Source organism: Hymenobacter volaticus (genome assembly GCF_022921055.1).
Taxonomy (GTDB): Bacteria; Bacteroidota; Bacteroidia; order Cytophagales; family Hymenobacteraceae; genus Hymenobacter; species Hymenobacter volaticus.
In genome coordinates this window covers 4,894,933-4,913,808 of record NZ_CP095061.1, presented here as the reverse complement: position 1 = coordinate 4,913,808, position 18,876 = coordinate 4,894,933, and the positions used below count along the sequence as shown (strand labels likewise).

Genomic DNA, 18,876 nt, shown 5'->3' with positions numbered 1-18,876 from the left:
AAAAACAGTTTGGAATTCTCCCGATGTAGCGGTGTTAGCGAAACGAACAGAATCCAAGTCAGTACCACGTAGCAATGTGTTTCGGCGTGTTATCCAGTTGTTAGCTTTGAATAACCCGTTAGTGCGTATAAGCTCAAGGTCGTTGGGGCCGCTAGGGCTCTGTCTCCGTTGGCTAGTGGTAGGTACGCTAGATCAATAAGTGCTTGATTTTCAGGATGCCCCCGCAAGGCACTTGAGGGCAAAGTTAGGCCTGGTAATAACGCTAGGCTGCTGTTAGAATAAGGGGTGGTAAAAGCTGGCAGTAGAACAGCGTAACGATGATAGGCAATGCGAGCTGAGTCGCTGTTGCGCATAACGAGCGTGAAACTGCGCTCTTTCTCTTTATTATCTGCATCAAAAGCGCTGAAAACCCACTTTTCACGTCCAGAGGTAGTACGCATGTTGGTCCTGAACTGAAAAGCCACAGACTGACGCTGTGGTCCGGTCAAGACTGTATCCAGATACACGATAGATGCGGGCTCTGTCGGTATGCTATCAGGATTGAAAGCGGTAGTAGTTGGATAGACATACGGGTAGGGCGTAGGTGAGTATTGCACTACAATAAGCATACGGCTTAACTCAGCACCGTCGTCTCGTCTTTCAGCAAAAACGCGGGTCGCGAATGTATCAGCGAGAGCAACACTATTAGCAGAAGTGGTAACCGTCCGGCTGGCAGATAAAAAGCGGGAGCCACCTACCAAGTCAATACGCGGACCAGACTCATCGTCAAGAGTGCAGGACGTTAGCAGGGCAGAAGCAAATAGAAGCAAAAGCAGGTAAAAACGCATAGTATTGGCAAAGGTCGGAATTTGCGGGTGACACGAAGTCAGATGCTTAGAACAAAGTGAACAGTGAGCATTGCATACAGAATAACAAATAGTATTGAGGTTGCAAATAACTCTAAGGCAGTAATTATAGACTACCCTATTAACGGTAAAAATCCTGGCTGAAATATGCTAGTGAAATTATTTTTTACATATAGGTATAAGAAAGGTGCAAAAAACGAGTGGGTCTTGTAAAATTTTACCGTAGTTCGCGGTATGCCCACGTTTCGGACACCCTATTTATATCTTTTAGGTACTTGTATGCTGGCTGCAGTCAGTGGTTGCCAGCCCGACAAGCCTGCTCGTACCGAGCACACAGTTCCTGCCCTCGCCGACACACTTGCTCTTGATTCATTGGCGAATCCTGTCGGCGCTGCCGATACCACTTCTGTTCGGCGCGATTGGCACCGCCTTACTAAGCGCACTAATCCGCGTGCTCCGCTTATTGTATACCGAAGTGTGCGGCAGGCACCAGCCGGATTAGATACCAGTCTACCGCCCGGTGAAGCGACCTTGCTAGACCTGACCCGTAAAGCCAGCGAGTATTTTAAGATAGACCCAACCCAAGCAGCAGAAGTGCGTGGACGTACAGGCACCGTATTGCGACTGGCAGCTGGGACACTGGTAGACGCCAACCAGCGTCCGGCTACAGGACCAGTGTGGGTGGAGCTAAAAGAGTGTTACACGCCTGCCGAGATGGTACTCACTAATCTAACTACGCTCACCACCGACGCTGAGCCACTGCAAAGTGCTGGTATGGTGCAAGTGCGGGCCACCGCTGCTGGGCAGCCTCTGCAGGTAGCCGCTGGCCGCACGTTGCGTTTGGAAATGCCAGCGTCCCAAGGCCAACCGCTTCCCAACATGCGCCTCTACTACGGGCAAGGCGCTATGCCCGTACGTTGGGTTGCGGCCCCCGAAGCCGAAGCGCCCTCTTCCCTCGAAACTATCATCTATACCGATGCCCGCCCAATGCCCGCATACGGCAGCGGACCAGCCGATATCAACCGCCTCGTTCAGTATCCGCACGAAGCGCTGGTAAGTCAGACGCAGGGAGTGGTATTTGCGTCTTTTGTGGTCGATGAAAGCGGCCGGATACAGAAGCCACACATTCTACGGGGCCTCGGGCACGGCTGCGACGAAGAGGTGCTGCGGGTGTTGCGCCAAACGTCGGGTCACTGGACTCCTGGCCAGCGCAACGGCGAGTTCGTGAAAGTAAAGATGGTATTGCCGATTCGTTTCTCATTCCAGCCCGGCCAACTCAGCACCGATACCACCCGCCTCAACCTAACGGCCAGCACCGCATCTTCTCCCGAACCAGCAGTTGCCGCCGAGGAACCAACCGAATCAACTCCCACCGACCGATACGTATTTCACTGCTCACAGCTAGGCTGGTTGAATGTAGATCGTCCTTTGAGTGGCAGTAGTACTACGCTCGTGGCCGCTCCTGCTCCCGACGAAACTACTACCGTACGGTTGATAGTGCTAGGCGCTACGCCAACTGTATTGACTGGCGAGGTAGTAGAAGGTGGATATCAGTTCGGTAAGCTGCCTGCTGGCCGCCGTGCCGTAGTGGTTGGCTTGCGTTATCAAGGAGGGATACCCTATATGGCTTGGCAGGAAACCACTACTGGGCAAGAGACCAGCTCTCCTCTGGAGTTTCGTGAAACCACCTTGGAAGAATTGGAGCGGCAACTAGAACGGCTGTAAAGCAGGAACCAGCCCTAATGAACAAGGTGGTCAAAAGACTGTTTTTAGGAAGCCTAAGCCTGCAGTTTCAGCGTGATACTCTGTGATTCCGTAAAGAAGCGCAACGCTTCCAAGCCCCCTTCGCGTCCGACGCCCGAGTTTTTCATGCCACCAAAAGGTGTGCGTAAGTCGCGGTGCAGCCACGTGTTTATCCAGACGATGCCGCTCTGCAGTGCATGCGCCACGCGGTGAGCCCGGTTCAAGTCGCTGGTCCATACGGTGGCCGCCAAACCATATTCCGTGCTATTCGCCCAGGCAAGTACTTCCACTTCGGTATCAAACGGGGTGAGTGTGACCACGGGGCCGAATATTTCTTCTTGATTTACGCGGCAGTTAGGTCGCAACCCTTCGAACACCGTGGGCTGCAAGAAGTAACCCCAGCGCAACGACCCTCTACTTCTACACGTTGTCCGCCAGCTAACAGGGTACCACCTTCTTCGTGTGCTAACGCTATATAGCCCAACACCTTTTGCAAGTGTGCTTCACTTACCAATGCTCCTTGTTGGGTGCCGGTTTCCTGCGGGTCCCCGATGCAGAGACTAGCTACCCCCGCCAAAAATTCAGTTTTGAACTGTTCATATAGGGGGCGCTCGATGAAAATGCGTGAGCCACATAAGCATATCTGGCCCTGATTGGAAAAGCTACTGCGCAAGCTGGTACGCACAGCTTCGGCTAGGTTGCAGTCGGCGAAGATGATGTTCGGGTTTTTGCCGCCAAGCTCCAAGGAAAGTTTTTTGAACAAGGGCGCGGCTGTGCGTGCTATATGCGCCCCAGTAGCTGTGCCCCCCGTAAAGCTAATGGCCTTAATAGCAGGGTGCTCGACAATGGCCTGTCCTGCATTTGGCCCCGTACCATGCACAATATTGAGTACGCCTGCTGGCAGCCCGGCTTCTATGCACAACTCACTTAGCAGAAATGCAGTGTACGGTGTAATCTCCGAGGGTTTCGCCACTACGCAGCAACCCGCAGCTAAAGCTGGAGCTATCTTCCAAGTGAACAGGTAGAGCGGCAGATTCCAGGGCGAAATGCAGCCTACTATACCCAGTGGGTGGCGCACAGTATAGTTAAGCGCTACCCCCTCCTGAAAGTGTGTTTCGGAAGCAAAGTGTTGTGCTGCCGTACCGAAGAAGGCGAAGTTGCTGGCCGCTCGCGGAATGTCAACGGTACGCGCCAAGCTTATAGGCTTTCCATTATCCCGGCTTTCGGCTTGGGCTAGTGGCTCAAGGTCTCGCTCTAGCAATTCTGCTATCCGTACTAGTAGGCGGCCTCGCTCTTCAGCAGGCAACGCACGCCAAGCAGGCAAAGCTGCCTCTGCGGCGGCAACAGCCAGCGCCACATCAGCCACCGACGAGTCCGGAATTTCAGCGTAGACTTGACCAGTTGCCGGCTCAATATTGGGTAGGTAAGCGCTGGTGGTTGGTGCTACAAGCTGACCGTTGATGTAGTTTTGGAGTTGCAGCATGGCGGAAATAAAAGCGAGACCACAGCAAGGTAAAAAGCTAGCTTGATTGAACAGTTACTTTTGCCGAGAACTAACGCCTCCTGTATACTTACTATTTGCTTGACTCTGATTGTTGTCTATGAAAAATTGGTTGCGCCTGATGCTGGTCACGGGCTTCTACGCGCTACTGTTCGTGCTATTTACTTGGCCGCTTGCTGCCCATTTTACTACCGCTTTTCCTACCGTGCCAGGGCATGATTCGCTGCTCTACGCCTGGAACTTTTGGTATTTCCGCGAAGCTGTGGTAAGTGGCCACAATCCATTTTATACCGACTGGTTGCTATACCCGTGGGGAGCTTCGTTGATTATGCATGCCTACATGCCGTTGCTTGGGGTACTCAATCTGGCCCTTAACAATGTGCCGCTTACAATTAATATTGGGTTATTGGTGAGCTATGCACTTTCCGGCACGGGAGCCTACCTGCTATGTCGCCGCTGGGTACGGAACCCGATACTTTGCCTGCTAGCCGGTGTGATTTTCGCGTATTCGCCTTACAAACTCATTCGCTTACCTGAGCATTACAATTTGGTATTGACGGCGACCGTGCCTTTCTACATCATAGCGTTTCTCGATGCTTTCACGTTTCGGTCGGGGAAGATATTACCGCGAGTGCAGCGGTATAGGGCGGTAGGTTGGTGTTTTATGCTAGGCTTAATAACGCTGCTCTGCGATTATTATGTCACGTTTGGGCTGCTCTACTTCTCATTTGCTTATGCTTCGTGGTACTGGCTACGACTAGGTAAACTGAACTGGCACCGTTGGTATACATGGGTACTTGTGATACTCGTTTTATCAATCAGCCACGTCTTCATCAAACTACTGCGCATTGTGCAAGTGCCCGATATGGATGGACTGTGGTGGGGTGGTGACGTGGTAAGCTACTTCATGCCACCACCCACTAGTAGGTTTTTGGATTTCGAGTGGGCACAGGAAATGTACCTGAATCCTGAGGTATTCACTATGCCTGGTTCACTGGAAATGATTCTGTTTATAGGCTACTTGCTGCCTGTACTAGGGTTGTTGATGATAGTATGGCCACACCGCCCAACGTCGGCGCGGCATCTTGACCACGCCGGCCGGCCTTTGGTTTGGGTGTTGATTTTCTTCGTGATGCTAACCTTGCCTACGCTACGCATCCATGGCCATGAAACCCTTAACCTGCCTACTAGTTTACTGCATTACATTCCCTTTTTCAACAACATCCGCTGTCCTACTCGCTGGGTAATGATGATAGGGCTATTTCTACCATTGGTGGTTTTCAGTACGGTAGAGGCTCTATGGCAGTTCCGTTTGACGCCCGCGAGGCAGCTTATGGTAAGCGCGGTTTTGATGGTTGTGATGCTATTCGAGTACTGGCCAAAAACCATGCACTTCACAACTGCTGATATTCCTATTGTATACGACGAAGTAGCGAAGCTGCCTGGAACCACGCTTTTTCCAATCCCTTTCGGTGTCAGCGATGGATACCGCATGATTGGGCAGGTACAAACCGAACAATTCTTTTACCAAGCGCGGCACCGTAAAAAGATGCCTATTGGTTACTTCGCTCGCGTTAGACCCGCAATATTCGCCGCTTTCCAACAAGACACAGTGATCAAGCGGCTTATCACGCTGCAAACTCACCCAGACACAATACCGCCGGCCCTGGCAACCCCAGCTCAAACTTCAGCCTTTTTACGTAGGTACCAGCCTGCAGCCTTCGTCGTCGATCCTGGCTATCGGGATAAGCCTGTACATCTGTATTTACGTCAACTTTTACAGCCTTATGGCTACCATGAGCAAACTATAGGTGACCATGTGTTATTGGTGCCACCAGCTAAATGAGACGTAATCTATTTTATGGCAAGCACCAGTTTACTGAAGATGCTCGCTTGGGTGGGGTACTTTTTTAGTGATATTGGTATCAGATATAATATAAAGGGGGCGTTGACGCACGTTGGCCGATAGGCGAGCAATATACTCGCCAATAATGCCCACTGAGATTAGCTGTACGCCACCCAAAAACAGTATGCTCATCATAATCGAAGGCCAGCCTGGTTCATATTCACCGGTTACGAAGCGGGCGTACAGTGTATAAAGCAACAGCAGAAAAGCTATTCCCGACACCGCAAAACCACTAATGGTAGCTGCTTTGAGTGGGGCGTCCGAAAAGCCAGTAATGCCGTCCAGCGCCAGCCGAATCATTTTGCCATAGGTATAGCCTGTTTCGCCACCTGCCCGCTGCGCACGGTCATATTCCACATAAGTTTGTCGGTAGCCAATCCAGGAAATTTGTCCCCGAATAAACTTGCTTTGCTCGGGCATGAGCTTGAGCGCATTCACAACTTTCCGCGAAATGATGCGAAAGTCACCAGTGTCAACTGGGATTGAAATATGGGTAATGCTTGCTAAAAGCCGATAAAATAGCTTAGCTGTGAGCTTCTTAGCTGCGCTTTCGCCTTTGCGAGAACGGCGCTTGGCATATACCACTTCGTAGCCTTGTAGGAGCTTCTGATAAAGCGGTACAATCAATTCTGGTGGATCCTGCAGGTCAGCGTCGATTATCACAACAGCCTCACCTTCAGACAAATCTAGTCCTGCAGTCACGGCTATTTGGTGACCAAAATTGCGGCTAAAGTCAATGTATCGAACACGTTCATCGCGCACTGCCAAGTCCTGTACCAAATCCAGTGACTTGTCTCGCGAACCATCATTGACAAATATGAACTCATAGGTTAACTCCATCGGGTCAATCACTCCACGCAGGCGCTCATACAACGACGGAATGTTTTCTTCTTCGTTATAGATGGGAATTACAACGGAAAGGTCCATAGAACTGATAATGAGTTAAAGCAAAGATACCGCGTCCTGAAAAAGACAAAGATCTACTTGCCAGGGAGCACCATCTTATACAAACGCTGAAAACTGGAAGTCAATGAACAAAGGAGAAGCTTCTAGGTGAAAGTTCTCATTATTCAGTTTCTCATTTTCAATTAGGAGTTAGCCTATAAAAGCTGATGTTAGTACAGCAAAGCCATTTGCTGTGAAAGCGAAAACCCGAAACATCATTTTACTGCAACAGTGAAATGGTGTCTCGGGCTCCATATTTCTTCTCCTACTCCCTCATACCACTCTCGTTTCACTTAATCTGTGATCGAAGCGGATGATGAACAGTTAGAAATAAGGCGAACAGCTTAATGCTTTTTAGCTAAAGCAAACACACTAACTCCAACTGGCGCGTTGACTGCCTGCAACAAGCGGTTTTCGGCCTTAATGAAGCTAGTCAAGAATGTGTTAACTAAGGGCGGCGCCTCAAAAAGGTCATCAGAAGCTGGCTTGTTGTCCTTGGGCATGAAGCGCTTTAACAAGCGTACAGCAGCAGTAGGGAAAAACAAACTCACATTCCAATAAGAGCTTCGGCGTACTTTGAGCCCGGCTCCTTGCATGGCCGTTGCCAGTTGGTCGGCAGTATACCGCCGAAAGTGTTGATTAATAACATCATGCTTGCCCCACAAAAATTGAAAAGCAGGAACAAACACCAACAGTTGTCCTCCAGGCCGCAATACCCTTGTCCATTCTCGCAAAGCCTGACTTTCGTTCTCGATGTGTTCCAGCACATCGGAAGCCACCACCAAGTCAAATGACGCATCTGGGAAGGTCAAGTTCGCACCATCCATGCACGATACGTTCGGTATGCCACGGCGTTGTGCCACTGCTATACCTGCTTCACTTACATCAATGCCCGTGAGGTCGGTATAGCCAGCACTCCGCAACCGCTGCATTAACGGACCACCCGAACAACCGATTTCTAGAATCGGGGCGTTGGTCGCAAGCTTTAGATCTTCCACCAAGCGGAAAACCATATCGCGCCGGGCCTGAAACCACCAATAGTTTTCTTCTATCTGGTGATATTTTATTTCGTATTCAATGTTCATAGCATCTCAAAAGTAAGAGACTTTGCTGTAGATAGCAGCCGGGCCGTCATAGTAAGTAACAAAATCACTTGTGTATATACTGGAGAATGCAAGATGCAGGCCCAATATAGCAGTCCTGCAAACCTGAACGGACCTGGGTTGACTATATAGGCTAGGACTCAAACCTGGTCCGCATCCGGCGCTATCTCACTGATAGGTTCACCTGCTAGAATTCTAAAGCCGTTTGACTGATGAGAGTGAGTCTAGTGTATTCCTGCCCATCTTTACCCGAAACTGCCGGCTTAGTGCTCCTACTACAAACATTATCCCTGTTAAGTGTTCCAAGCCCAAACCCTACCTTTGAGCTCGAATAAATTTGCTCAACAAATCTCACTTAAGTAGTTCAGTTCTTCGCCGGTGATATCATGCTATAGTATCTCAAGACTTGATAACCTCAATAGGGAGACATATTGCGAAACAGTACATATGCCAATAAAAGAGGCTTGTCACACGTGGCGTTAATTTTAGGATAAAAATTTGACTCTATTAAAAAAGTGAATTAAAATAATTATATGCGCTTGATGTCTAAATGTTAAAATTGTAATGCATTTGAATAATGATAGCTTTTCAAATGCAATTGTATCGATCATCTAACCCGTTTCCTAGCATAAAGATGCCAACTCATTTGCCAGTAATATGAATTCTAATTTTGCGCGTCCATCTTCTCTCCAAACAGTGCTGGTGTTGGCTGCTTTTGGTGCGGAGTTACTGCTGTTTTCGTATGGGCGCAACGCGTTTGGGCCACTAATAAGTCCAGTATTATATTTTGGTTCATCATTAGCCTTTACTGCTTTTGCTTGGCAGGCACTGCGCAGACAGCCTTATATACTAGCTCCAGGTGGTAGCACGAAGGAGAGGCGGAGTTATGTAATTGCGGCTGGGCTACTTCTCTTCGCATTATATCCGCGCTTGCGGGATATTATCAACCAATATCCAGTAGACGTAAAGATGTCAGACGTGCTGCCATCCATAGAGGTGTATTTACGCCGGCTGCAAAGTGGGAGCCCTGTATACGCCCTTATCACTGACTTTGGCTATGATTTATCACCCACTTACTTACCAATGATGTGGATGCCCTATCTATTGCCCGACGCTCTAAACGTGGACTACCGTTGGTTGGGCATTTGGGTGTTGGGTATCGGGCTGTTACTGTATGCTTACCGACTAGCTGCCTCTCAACCAGATTTATACGGAGGTGTATTTCGGCTCCTACTACCGCTGCTATTGTTCTGGCCTTTGCTAGGAGCGGATGCACACATACTCGGGCTCTCTATCGAGACCATGATTATTGGTTACTATTTTATACTAGCGGCTGGCATACTAAGCCAATCCATATTGCTTAGAGCTGTGGGGCTGGTGCTATGTCTTCTTTCTCGCTTTTCGCTTGTTTTTTGGGTGCCATTTTATCTGTGGCTGATTTATCGACACGAAGGGCCAAAAAGGGCTATTTGGCTGGTAGGCCTAGTAGGTTCAGCCATTCTAGGAATTTATGTTATTCCATTTCTATCCACCGATTGGTCGATATTTGCTAAGGGGCAAGCCGCTTATACGGTGGCAGCTATAGGCGAGTGGGAGGGTAATCTAGACTCGGACGGGAATCCAGCACAATTGTATAGAGGATTAGGACTTGCTATTTTCTTCTTTAAGTATGTGCATGGTGAAATGATAACCCGGCTAAACGCTTTACGATTAACCCATTTATTAGCCTCAGCCGGCTCAGTTGGCATCGTAGCAGCTTGGTACTGGCTACGACGCAACCAACTCCCTCTTGACTACAGGCATTTAGCTCTTCTAGCTCTGAAGCTGAATTTAACTATGTTCTACGCTTTTATTCAAGTGCCCTACGACAACCTACAACTGCTAGTACCTTTCCTCTCAGTTTGGATTATTCTCTGTCTTCGTCCGCCAGCCCGTTTATCTCATGAGGCTATCTAACTAAAAGTCCTGGCGTGGTGGTAGTTTTAAACTAATTTTGAACACTCAATTACCTGTTTACTCACAATTATGAGAAAATTGCTTTACACACTTTTAGTAATAGGTGTGGCTTCCTGCGGGGAAAAGAAAGCGGAAGTTCCAGCTAATCAGCTTGCTGGTAATGATTTTGAATCAATCGAGGGCTGGATGGGTGACAACACACCTAATTCACTTACCAAAGAGAAAGCACACTCTGGTCGATACGCTATCAAAGTGGATCCGGGTGTGGAATACAGCATGGGTTACAATAACTTACTGGGTAAGTTGAGCGCTAGCAGATTACGTAAAATAAAGGTGCACGCCTGGGTGAATCTGCCTAATGGCAAGTCAGATGCGGTATTGGTAACGTCGGTGGCAGATCCTAACAACCCAGCAGCTAAGCCTATAGTGTGGGAAGGACTCAAGTTGACTGATAAAGTGAAGTCATTCAACAAATGGGTAGAAGTTGAGAAAGAGATTACACTGCCTGATAATGTTACTTACAATAACAAGATGAACGTGTACTTGTGGCGTGGTGGAGCACCAGAAACCACTTTCTTGGACGACTTAATAATTGAGAAAGTAGATTAAGTATTCTACTAAATTGAAATAAGTAGATAACGGCACTTTAGAGTAGGCTACCTAGGCTATTCTAAAGTGCCGTTCTACTGATAGTCGCCATTGACAATATCTTTTGTATTGAACTTGTGCTCTTAGTTACCACTAGCTCTGCTCTTGTTTTGGCAGTTGCTCTGTAATTGCATGTTGTTTATGCAGGTATATAAACTTCAACAGATCATCTAAATTCAAAAAGCAGAGAGCATCATGAAGTCATTGGCCTGTTATTTATTAATTGTTTCATTGTCTTTAGCAGCAGTATTCCAAGCTCGTAAGTGGGAAACATATGATGTCCTTATCTGGGATATGGCAGGCTACTATCAATATTTGTCTAGTTATTTTATCTATGACGATATAGGTGATGGTTCATACACGGCCGCTGTACGCACGCAATATCGCCCAGACCTTGATGGACGCTATGCATTAGTACCCGCTCCTAACGGTCGCAACGTAATAAAGTATCCGTTGGGCATGTCGTTGTTCTACGCTCCTGCGTTTTTCTTGGCTCATGCTATAGCTAAGCTAGCGGGCTTGCCAGCAGACGGGTATTCCCTAATATATCAGAAGATGATAGCTTTGGGGTGCTTGATGTATGCTTTGGTAGGCCTATGGATATTGCGAAAAGTTTTGCGCCATTTTTTTGAGGATACCACAGTAGCTCTCACGCTATTGGCGATAGGGCTAGCAACTAATTTCCTTAATTATGCTACGTATGAATCACCAACATCACATGGTACACTTTTCTTGTTAACCTCTGTATTAATGCTGCTTACTATTCGTTGGTTAGCAGCGTTCCATTGGCACGACGCGGTACTACTTGGAATCACACTTGGAATAATTGGGCTAGTACGAATTACAGAACTATGGATGGTATTGGTCCCTGCCCTGTGGGGTCTTACATCAAGGCAAGCAGCACGTGAGCGTTTATGGTTGCTATGGAATCAGCGTGGGCAGGTAGTGCTGATTGCCTCACTGATGCTTGCATTGCTAACGCTACAACTTTGGTTCTGGCACAGTGTAGGAGGAGCATGGTTGATTGATTCTTATCCCGGAGAGTATTTTGATTTTCGCCATCCTAACTTACTGCTAGGGTTATTCAGTGCTCGTAAGGGTTGGTTGCTATACACGCCAAGCATGACGCTAGCAATCATTGGAATATTCATGATGCGACGTCAGGTACGAGCTCTGTTACCTGTACTGCTAGTGCTGCTGCCACTTGTGCTCTATATTACTTTCAGCTGGGAAAACTGGTGGTATGGTGGTGGCTATAGTGCCCGCACACTGGTTAGTATTTACCCGTTATTATCCTTGCCTATGGCTAGCTTTTTCGATTGGAGCCGCCGTTCCGATTGGTTGCTGCGAGGGGTATCGTTTTTGCTTTTTCTTTTCATCGTTCTCAACCTCACCCAAACATGGCAATACTATCGAGGAATTTTGGATTGCTGCGATAGTAATTGGGATTTATACAAAGAGCGGTTTTTTTGGTTAGGTTGGCCTTCTGCCTAATAACAATTTTTAATTTCATAAATTAAGCTTGTGCAATTTCAAGCCAACATGTATATTTTTATATATTAACTGTTCTATTTTTTTACAAGTAATTATCCGTTAATGTTGCAGTAAATTGCTGTCTGCACTGTGATGAGTGCTTTATCCAAATCTTACCAGAGGCATCCTAAACTATATTATTGGTGCGCTTATACACTAGCTTACTTTACTAGTACGTCCGTAACGTATTGCAATTTCGTTTCAGTATGCCTTTTGCTTCCTCATTGATATTGCGTTTCACCGCTGCTGACCGATTATACAAATTGTTGGCTGTTTTATTCTTTGTAGGGCTTTCCTTAGTTTTTTATCTGCCATCTCTGAATTGGCTGCCACGTGGAATTCACGAGTGGGCTCAAGCGGACCGGCTTGCGTTAGCAATTAGTTTTTATGATAATGGATTGCGTTTTTTTCGTCCTCAAACATTAAGTCTTACTTCTATTGATGCAGTAGTAGGTGTAGAATTTCCCCTTATTTCTTACTTAGCTGCTTTAGGCGCCAAACTTACAGGCCGTGATAGCCTCGTGATTTGGTTCCGAGGTTTAAATATTGCTTTTGCTTGCGTAAGTTATTATTATTTATTCCGTTTAGTATTTGAACGTACCCAGCAGTTTGTGTTGGCATTAGTGCCAGGCGTTTTTCTAGCTACGTCTCCTGTATTTGCTTATTATGCAGGCAATTTTTTGCCTGATTCTACTAGTACATCACTTGTAATCGTAGCTACTTATTATTTTTTGAGCTGCAGTCGCAACCTCGACTTTCGATGCTTAATAGCAAGTATCGGGATATTTACGCTTGCTACTCTCATCAAGACATCGGCAGCAATCTATTTATTGTCAGCATTAGGTACAGTATTACTATGGGCTTATTTGCAGTCAACGTTATTAACATTACGGCAAAGAATTAACCTGTTAATTCTTTCTGCGACTAGTGTCGGAGTTATTGTCGGTTATACACTATTCAATCGTTACCTCAACGAGATATATAGTTCTGTGCAGTTTTTAGCAGAGGCGAGACCTATCGAGACAGCGCAGCAATATGAATTAGTGACGCGGCGAATTCGGGAAGTTTGGCTAAAAGAGTATTTTACTCATTCACATTATATCCTGCTGGCAGTTAGTGCTATAGTCTGTTTGATAAGCTTACCACGTATAGTTCGCAATGATTGGTTGTGGGCTTCCCAATTAATATTAGGAGCTATTGGAGGATGGGCTTTCTTTTGGTTGATGGGCGTGCAATTTGCAGACCATGACTATTATGTTTTAGCTCCTTACTGGCCAGCCCTAACTTTATTAGTGGCTTTGGCTATTGTACAAGCAGCTACATGGCAAGCAGCAGTTGCACGTTGGAGCAAAATCCTTGGGTTCATTCACTATCCCATTATTAGTGCTGCACTGTTAGCCTTATTAATACAAGGATTCTCTCACTATCACATTCGGATGAGTGACCCTTATCCTCCTTTTAGCGATTATTACGCCTATCGATGGATGCAAGGCGGCGCTATTGCACTCAATAACGCGGGCGTGCCCCGTACTGCTACTCTACTTGTGTTAGGTGAGGATGCTCCAAACCTGAGTTTGGTGTATTTCGATCGAAGAGGTGTAGTTTGGAAGCCTGACATCAATCAAATAGTTGCTGAAGAGGTGCTGAACACAATGACTAGAGGTGGACTAGATCATCTGCTTATGCGCCAAACGGTATTCAAAGAGCTATTTCAAAAATATCCTGCTCTCTTATCTTCGTTTAAGGTATTAATCAACAATAAGGACTATGCTGTATTAGAGAGAAGAAACGCTCCTAAGCATTGGTAAGATTAAGTAGGTTCTAAGGATAATGTACACATGGTTATTAGTCAGTACTTATTGTTCCAATTCAACCTTTTCAACCCTGAATGAAAAATTTGTTTCTTTTAATATTTTCAGTGTTCTTATTTTCCTGCACAAATAATAATTCGGACACTGCAGATAATGACATTCTAATGTCATCTAATTTCGATTCTTTAGCAGGTTGGCTCCCAGATATGTCTGTTTTAGCTAATGATAAAGCCCATTCTGGTAAGTACAGCCTTAAAGTTGATCAGACCCGTGAATTCGCTCTAGGGTATTCAACTGTCTTAGGTGAGTTGAGCAACACTCGTCTAAGGGGGATTAAACTAGATGCATGGGTATATCTGGCTGACAAGGATGCAACAGCCAAATTGGCTTTTATTATTAAGGATGCTGCAGGTAGTCAAGAAATCCTGGGCGACCGTATTGACTTGGTAGAACAAGCAAAGGAGTACGGTAAATGGGTTAAGATCAGCAAAAAAATCAACTTTCCAGTTTCTGCGAACTACACCTCTCAGCTAGTAATTTATTTGTGGCGAGCAGGAGCAACTAAGCCAGCTTATATAGATGATATTCAACTGACAGCTCTGCGTTAACAAGTTTTTTGCTACTACCTATTAGAACGTATCAATGCGCATTCCGCCTTTGATACTCGAGTACTTCAATAATTAGGAGTGAATTACTACTTACTATCGTCGATAATATGTAGGAAGTAGGGTAGATATTTGATATGCAAATCAATCAAGAAATTTTATACATCCGAATGGCGCAGTTATAAGTCCATTAATTTTTGCTTGTGTATCGATGAGCTACATTCGTCAATTAATTTCTCATTAACGAGATAATAGGGCACTGCTGTTATACGTACTATGTATATTATAGTACTTACCAAATGCTAGAGTCTTTATAAGCAGTGGCTATATCAAGTACTTAAGCGCTTATGCTACGATGCTCCAGTAGTAACGCTGCATACCTAGTAACGGTACGCCTTGCTGTAGCGAGCTCTATTCTAATACTAATTCAAATTTTGATGTTAGTGGTGCTGTAGTCTTCTATTTTAGTGCATTGCATGCACATTACCGGATGTCGGGGATTGTTGGAGGCTGTTATTTACCTGCCAAGCCATACTTTATGATGCAATAAATGGCTCGAAATCCATCACGCCAACCAATCTTTTTGCCTTCAGCATAGGTGCGACCGTAATAGCTGATACCTACTTCATAGATTCGCACATCGGGAACGCGAGATACTTTAGCGGTTACTTCCGGCTCGAAACCAAACCGCTTTTCCTCTAAGCGCATGCCTTGGATAATATCGCGGCGGAAAAGTTTGTAGCAGGTTTCCATATCGGTCAGGTTCAAGTCTGTGAACATGTTGGAGAGGAAAGTGAGTACTGCATTGCCGATGCTATGCCAGAAAAAGAGGATGCGGTGTGGCTTGCCTCCCATGAAGCGCGAACCAAAAACTACATCGGCAAAACCCTTTAAGATTGGTTTCAAAAGCAAGTTATACTCTTCAGGGTCATACTCTAAATCGGCATCTTGAATAATCACATAGTCGCCGGTAGCTTCGCGTATTCCAGTATGTAAGGCTGCTCCTTTGCCTTGGTTTACAGTATGTTGAAGCAGCCTCAGCCCCATCTCAGGGTAGCGGCTAGCGTACATTTGGATGGCTTCCACAGAGTTGTCGGTTGAACAGTCGTTCACCAGAATAATCTCTTTTTCAATATTGTTGACCAGTTTCAGCTCGCGTAATAAATCCAAAATCTGATGGATTGTACGGCCTTCATTATAAACTGGAATGACAATCGATAGCTTGTTGAAAGTGACCAAAGCCTATGTTAATTAGAAGTAAAGCAAGGAAAAATAGAAGAAAAGTCAGTAATTATAGGAGTAATCTTTAAAGTATCTATTCTAATAAATAAAAAAACTAATATAAAGCTCGACTGTAGCTTCCTTTATATCGTTAGTCAGGCCCATTTTCTTACTTGTTAATTCACAAATTTCCTGTTCGGCCGCCGTCCACCGGGACGTTGACGCCGTTGATATAACCCGCTGCCTTTGAGGCTAGAAATACCACCGCTGCCGCCACTTCCTCAGCCTGTGCAAACCGATTTGCTGGAATCAGTTTAAGCATGCTTGCTTCTACATCTTCCACAGATTGACCAGTTTGCGCAACCTTTTTGTCGATGAGGGAAGTGTGGCGTTGTGTGACAGTTGCACCAGGCAGTATATTGTTCACGGTAATGCCGTCGGAGCCTAATTCGTTTGCCAGCGTTTTCGCCCAGTTAGCAACGGCTCCGCGAATAGTGTTTGACACCCCTAAGCTCGGTAAGGGTTGCTTCACAGAAGTACTAATGATGTTGATAATGCGGCCATATCCTCGCTCACGCATGGCGGGTACCACTGCCTGCGCTAGCAAATGGTTGCAAATTAGATGTTGCTCAAATGCAGCGCGAAAGGCATCAACCGGCGCCTCCAAGATGGGCCCACCTGCTGGGCCCCCCGTGTTATTAATAAGAATATCGAAGCCAACTGTCTGCTTGGCCAAATACTCAGATAGGCGTTGCGCCAGTAAAGCAGGCTCCGAAAAGTCAGCTACTATAAAGTCGTGCAGTTGGCCACTAGGAGTAGGTAGCGCGGCAGCCACTTCGCGCAAATGGACTTCGTTGCGTGCTAACAACGTAACAGTTGCACCATTTTTCGCCAGTTCTTCGGCTACAGCACGGCCAATACCCTGAGTGCTGCCACCGACCAAGGCCCGTTGAGAGGAGAAGTCGTATTTCATGAGAACAATGCCTTAATTCGGGCTAAATCTAGATAAAATACCGTCCTAACAGTGCTCCATGCTCCAGTGCACTTACTGGGTTATGCGTAAGTTCGCTCAAACTTATATAGTGCTGAGTTCAGCTAGACCTTATTTGGATTTGTATGTCTTTTGCTACTTGGCTGCTGCTAGCAGCATGTATTGTTGAGTTTCTATTGTTTACTTTTCTGCGTAATCTGTTTGGACCATTTGTGAGCCCGGTAGCACTTTGGTTGACGGGAGTGGTGGTGGCGTTAAGTGGACTTCGAGTATTTCGAGGAGTGACACCGCCGGTATTAAAACCACTTAGTGGACGGAGTGCGCTAGGGATACTGCTGCCAATAACTGCATTAGGCTTGTTTGCCGGGCGAGTAGCTCGTATGCTTAGCCGGAGTGTAATAGACCCAGCCCAGTCGGATGTTATTCCATCGATTGAAATTATGCTGCGGCGCTGGTTAACCAATGAAGCGGTATATGTGCCTATTACTGACTTTGGCTATGTGATTTATCCTACATACCTACCTATGATGTGGATGCCTTTCGCACCAGCTGAGCTCCTGCACTTCGATTATCGTTGGACGGCATATGGCGGGTTTGCACTGGCCGTACTCACAGGGATAGTCTTACTGTTGCGTCGCCGTTTACCAATGCTACCTACACTGGCACTGCTCGCTGTGCCACTTTTGCTGATGCAAGCAGTTTTGCAAACTGCTTCTACCACCATTACAAGCACGGTGGAATTGATGATTGTGGCGTTCTACTTATTGCTTGCTTATAGTATTTGGCGAGGTCCGTGGTGGGTACAAGCTATAACGCTAACCTTATGCTTATTGTCTCGCTTTTCGTTGGTGTTCTGGGTGCCACTGTGGTTGGGTTTGCTTTGGCAGAATCGAGGTAAAACAGAGGCATTGCGAGTAGCGGGTCTGGCGGCAGTATTAGTGCTTGCCATCTACATTGTACCCTTCTTGAGCCACGATTGGGGTGCTTTTGCTCGGGCTCAAATTACGTACACCGAAGCTGCCATTGGAGAATGGGAAGAGGTTGCGCCTAACTTGCCTGAACATCTTTACAAGGGCGTCGGGCTAGCCGTTTTTTTTCGTCAATATGCCCCGGCACCTTAGCCGAACAGGTTCAATTAGTACGGTTGGTGCATGCTGGCGTCTGCATAGCTGTGGTAGTAGCTTCCGCCTTCTATTGGTTCAGGTATAGGCCCCGCATTGACTATCGAATCTACAGCTTACTCACATTAAAGCTATACCTAGTCACGTTCTATACGTTTGTGCAAGTGCCTTACGTGTATCTAACGCTGGTGGGCGTGAGCTTGACTTGGCCCTTATTACTGTTGCTTCCAGCAAGGCGAAACATTGTTGCTAACCATCCAGAGGTATTTGTGCCAAACTGAACTAGCGGCAGTGCCGGTTAGCTAGTTTTGCGTAAGTTCAATAGTGTTGCAGGCCGTAAAGGCTCCAATAAATAGTTTGCACTTAACCACCCCATCCTATGCCCGTTGCTCGGCCTTTCAACTTCCAAAAATGGATTGATGAACACCGCCACCTGCTCAAGCCACCCGTTGGCAACCAGCAAGTGTACAAAGACAACCAAGATTTTATTGTTATGGTGGTCGGTGGTCCTAATGCCCGCAAAGACTATCATCTTGATGAAGGCGAGGAGCTGTTCATGCAGATCGAGGGCAACATTGTAGTGAAGATTATTGAGGACGGTAAGCCAGTAGATATTGAAATCAAAGCTGGGGAAATGTTCTTGCTGCCAGCGCGGGTACCGCACTCACCGCGTCGGCCGGCCGGTACGGTAGGCTTGGTGTTAGAGCGCTACCGCACGGCTGGCGAGCTAGACGGGTTTCAGTGGTACTGCGAAAACTGCGGCAACAAACTCTACGAAGAGTTTGCTGAAATCACCGACATCGTGAGCCAGCTGCCGCCCATAATGAATCGGTTTTGGCAGGACGAACACAAGCGTACGTGCCAAGTGTGCGGTACTATGATGGCACCACCAGCGCCAGTAGCAATTCCTGCCGAGTGACAAGTGCGCTTTTCTCTCACATGTAGTT

At 46.7% G+C, this 18,876-nt stretch carries 16 protein-coding genes; 9 read left to right on the top strand and 7 right to left on the bottom strand.

Annotated features, from left to right (window positions below; all coding sequences use genetic code 11):
* Positions 1-89: 89 nt before the first annotated feature.
* On the bottom strand, positions 90-827 hold the full coding sequence (locus MUN86_RS21445; RefSeq protein WP_245120022.1) for a hypothetical protein: 738 nt from the start codon (positions 825-827) through the stop codon (positions 90-92).
* Between the two features lie 297 nt (positions 828-1,124).
* Between MUN86_RS21445 and MUN86_RS21440 the strand changes: the two genes are divergently transcribed.
* Positions 1,125-2,570 (top strand): energy transducer TonB, encoded by a 1,446-nt coding sequence (locus MUN86_RS21440; protein WP_245120021.1) that lies wholly within the window; start codon positions 1,125-1,127, stop codon positions 2,568-2,570.
* Between the two features lie 53 nt (positions 2,571-2,623).
* On the opposite strand, the gene MUN86_RS31325 is transcribed toward MUN86_RS21440, so the two are convergent.
* Entirely contained in the window at positions 2,624-2,965 is a 342-nt protein-coding gene (locus tag MUN86_RS31325) for an aldehyde dehydrogenase family protein (RefSeq protein WP_280640555.1), read from the bottom strand.
* Positions 2,932-4,071, bottom strand: coding sequence for an aldehyde dehydrogenase family protein (locus MUN86_RS21435; protein ID WP_280640554.1), 1,140 nt, complete (start codon positions 4,069-4,071; stop codon positions 2,932-2,934). Before MUN86_RS21435 ends, MUN86_RS31325 begins: the two co-directional genes overlap by 34 nt.
* A gap of 118 nt (positions 4,072-4,189) precedes the next feature.
* Here MUN86_RS21435 and MUN86_RS21430 point away from each other — a divergent pair, with 118 nt between their 5' ends.
* The gene (locus MUN86_RS21430) at positions 4,190-5,935 is read left to right on the top strand and encodes a putative glycosyltransferase family protein (RefSeq protein ID WP_245120020.1); all 1,746 of its coding nucleotides are present in this window, start codon (positions 4,190-4,192) and stop codon (positions 5,933-5,935) included.
* A gap of 30 nt (positions 5,936-5,965) precedes the next feature.
* On the opposite strand, the gene MUN86_RS21425 is transcribed toward MUN86_RS21430, so the two are convergent.
* Positions 5,966-6,922: a glycosyltransferase family 2 protein gene (locus tag MUN86_RS21425; RefSeq protein WP_245120019.1), complete on the bottom strand. Its 957-nt coding sequence runs from the start codon at positions 6,920-6,922 to the stop codon at positions 5,966-5,968.
* Between the two features lie 362 nt (positions 6,923-7,284).
* Positions 7,285-8,025, bottom strand: a complete 741-nt coding sequence (locus tag MUN86_RS21420) for a class I SAM-dependent methyltransferase (RefSeq protein ID WP_245120018.1) — start codon at positions 8,023-8,025, stop codon at positions 7,285-7,287.
* Positions 8,026-8,700: 675 nt separating this feature from the next.
* Here MUN86_RS21420 and MUN86_RS21415 point away from each other — a divergent pair.
* The 5 genes from MUN86_RS21415 (at position 8,701) to MUN86_RS21395 (ending at position 14,599) form a co-directional block, all read left to right on the top strand.
* Positions 8,701-9,999, top strand: a complete 1,299-nt coding sequence (locus MUN86_RS21415; protein WP_245120017.1) for a hypothetical protein — start codon at positions 8,701-8,703, stop codon at positions 9,997-9,999.
* A gap of 69 nt (positions 10,000-10,068) precedes the next feature.
* Positions 10,069-10,608 (top strand): carbohydrate binding domain-containing protein, encoded by a 540-nt coding sequence (locus MUN86_RS21410; RefSeq protein WP_245120016.1) that lies wholly within the window; start codon positions 10,069-10,071, stop codon positions 10,606-10,608.
* Between the two features lie 234 nt (positions 10,609-10,842).
* Entirely contained in the window at positions 10,843-12,141 is a 1,299-nt protein-coding gene (locus tag MUN86_RS21405) for a hypothetical protein (RefSeq protein WP_245120015.1), read from the top strand.
* A gap of 245 nt (positions 12,142-12,386) precedes the next feature.
* The gene (locus MUN86_RS21400; RefSeq protein WP_245120014.1) at positions 12,387-13,988 is read left to right on the top strand and encodes a glycosyltransferase family 39 protein; all 1,602 of its coding nucleotides are present in this window, start codon (positions 12,387-12,389) and stop codon (positions 13,986-13,988) included.
* Positions 13,989-14,068: 80 nt separating this feature from the next.
* The gene (locus MUN86_RS21395; protein ID WP_245120013.1) at positions 14,069-14,599 is read left to right on the top strand and encodes a carbohydrate binding domain-containing protein; all 531 of its coding nucleotides are present in this window, start codon (positions 14,069-14,071) and stop codon (positions 14,597-14,599) included.
* A 510-nt stretch (positions 14,600-15,109) separates the two neighbouring features.
* Here MUN86_RS21395 and MUN86_RS21390 read toward each other — a convergent pair.
* Positions 15,110-15,835, bottom strand: a complete 726-nt coding sequence (locus MUN86_RS21390) for a glycosyltransferase family 2 protein (RefSeq protein ID WP_245120012.1) — start codon at positions 15,833-15,835, stop codon at positions 15,110-15,112.
* A 163-nt stretch (positions 15,836-15,998) separates the two neighbouring features.
* A complete protein-coding gene (locus MUN86_RS21385) occupies positions 15,999-16,790 on the bottom strand; it encodes an SDR family oxidoreductase (protein WP_245120011.1) in 792 nt (263 codons plus the stop codon).
* A gap of 143 nt (positions 16,791-16,933) precedes the next feature.
* Between MUN86_RS21385 and MUN86_RS21380 the strand changes: the two genes are divergently transcribed.
* Together MUN86_RS21380 and MUN86_RS21375 are read left to right on the top strand one after the other, a co-directional pair.
* Entirely contained in the window at positions 16,934-17,929 is a 996-nt protein-coding gene (locus MUN86_RS21380) for a hypothetical protein (protein ID WP_245120010.1), read from the top strand.
* Between the two features lie 379 nt (positions 17,930-18,308).
* Positions 18,309-18,848, top strand: coding sequence for a 3-hydroxyanthranilate 3,4-dioxygenase (locus MUN86_RS21375; RefSeq protein WP_245120009.1), 540 nt, complete (start codon positions 18,309-18,311; stop codon positions 18,846-18,848).
* The last annotated feature ends 28 nt before the right edge of the window (positions 18,849-18,876 follow it).